We start from the raw sequence: 1,326 nt of genomic DNA on the forward strand, positions 1-1,326 counted from the left end.
CGCAGCGCCATGTTCACGGTCTGGCTGTGCATGTGCGCCGTGTTTCTTATTCGCCCCGGAAACAGAAACGGTGTGTGTCCGCTTACAGGCCGGAGTTTATCCAGCAGTACCAGCATTTCCGGTGATAACGGGATATGGTGGATGCGCCGCTTTTTCATCCGCTCAACCGGCAGCGTCCACAGTTTTTTCTCCATATCAATTTCACTCCATCTGGCACCGGCGGCCTCTGCCGGACGGACCAGCGTCAGCAACTGCCACCAGATGAGCATACGTGTCAGCATCGCCAGATTGGCATTCTCAATGCGCTGTACCAGTTCCGGTAATCTCTCCGGGCGAATGGTTGGCATGTGTTCTTCAATGGGGGTCTCAAATACCCGGCTGACACGGCTGAGCGGATTCGCTTCCAGCACGCCAAGATTGATTGCATAGTCCATCACTTCATTAACCCGCTGAACCAGCCTTCTCAGGGTCTCCAGTGCGCCGCGTGCCTCCACCGGTTTCAGGGCCATAATCAGATCCGGCGCTTTCAGCGCAGTAACAGGAATATCGCCAATATGAGGAAGCACATTCTTTTCCAGTGATGACCAGATTTGCCGGGCATGTTTTTCCGTCACACTGCCTTTTTTGGTGCTGAACCATTTCTCCGCAATGGTCAAAAAGCGGCAGTCAGTACGCTGGCGGACAAGTGCTTCGGCCCTGCGGGCTTCTTCTGCCGGATCGAGCCCCTTTGCCAGTAATGACAGCATTTTCTGATGCGCCTGCCGGGCATCTGCCAGCGAAACGTCAGGGTACTGACCAAGACTGACTTCTGTTGTCTTGCGTGTCGTGGGCCGGGTGTAACGGCAGCGCCAGAATTTATTACCGTTTGGTTTGACGTAAAGACACAGTCCCCGACCATCAAAGAGATAGTACGGTCTGACTGTGGGCTTTGCCTTATGGACTTCTGTTGCAGAAAGTGGACTGGTAACAATAGCCATTGATAACTCCCTGATTCATGGGACCTGAAGGTCCGTGTGGATTAAGGTGTCGTGGCTGTATATACCTGATAACGCAGGGAACATTCAGCAAGAAAATCAAAATGAGTGTACGAAGAAAAAAACGCACATCGATACACTCATTTATCAACTCATTATCTCCGGCTTCACCGGTACTGACCGGGAAAGACCAGGACGAAAAAAAACCGCAAGTCGATGATGACTTTGCGGTTTCTTGTTTTCTAAGGACCTGTACGGACGCCTTAAAACACTGAGTTGGTTGCGGGGGCCGGATTTGAACCGACGACCTTCGGGTTATGAGCCCGACGAGCTACCAGGCTGCTCCACCCCG

The 1,326-nt window shown here is 52.6% G+C and carries 1 protein-coding gene; it reads right to left on the reverse strand.

Translation table 11 applies throughout. The annotated features are described in order from the left end of the window. A partial coding sequence (locus tag GTGU_RS23245) for a phage integrase central domain-containing protein (protein WP_038163469.1) occupies window positions 1–977 on the reverse strand: 977 nt, incomplete at its 3' end. Window positions 978–1,326 lie beyond the last annotated feature (349 nt).

This window comes from Trabulsiella guamensis ATCC 49490 (assembly GCF_000734965.1).
GTDB classification, from domain to species: domain Bacteria; phylum Pseudomonadota; class Gammaproteobacteria; order Enterobacterales; family Enterobacteriaceae; genus Trabulsiella; species Trabulsiella guamensis.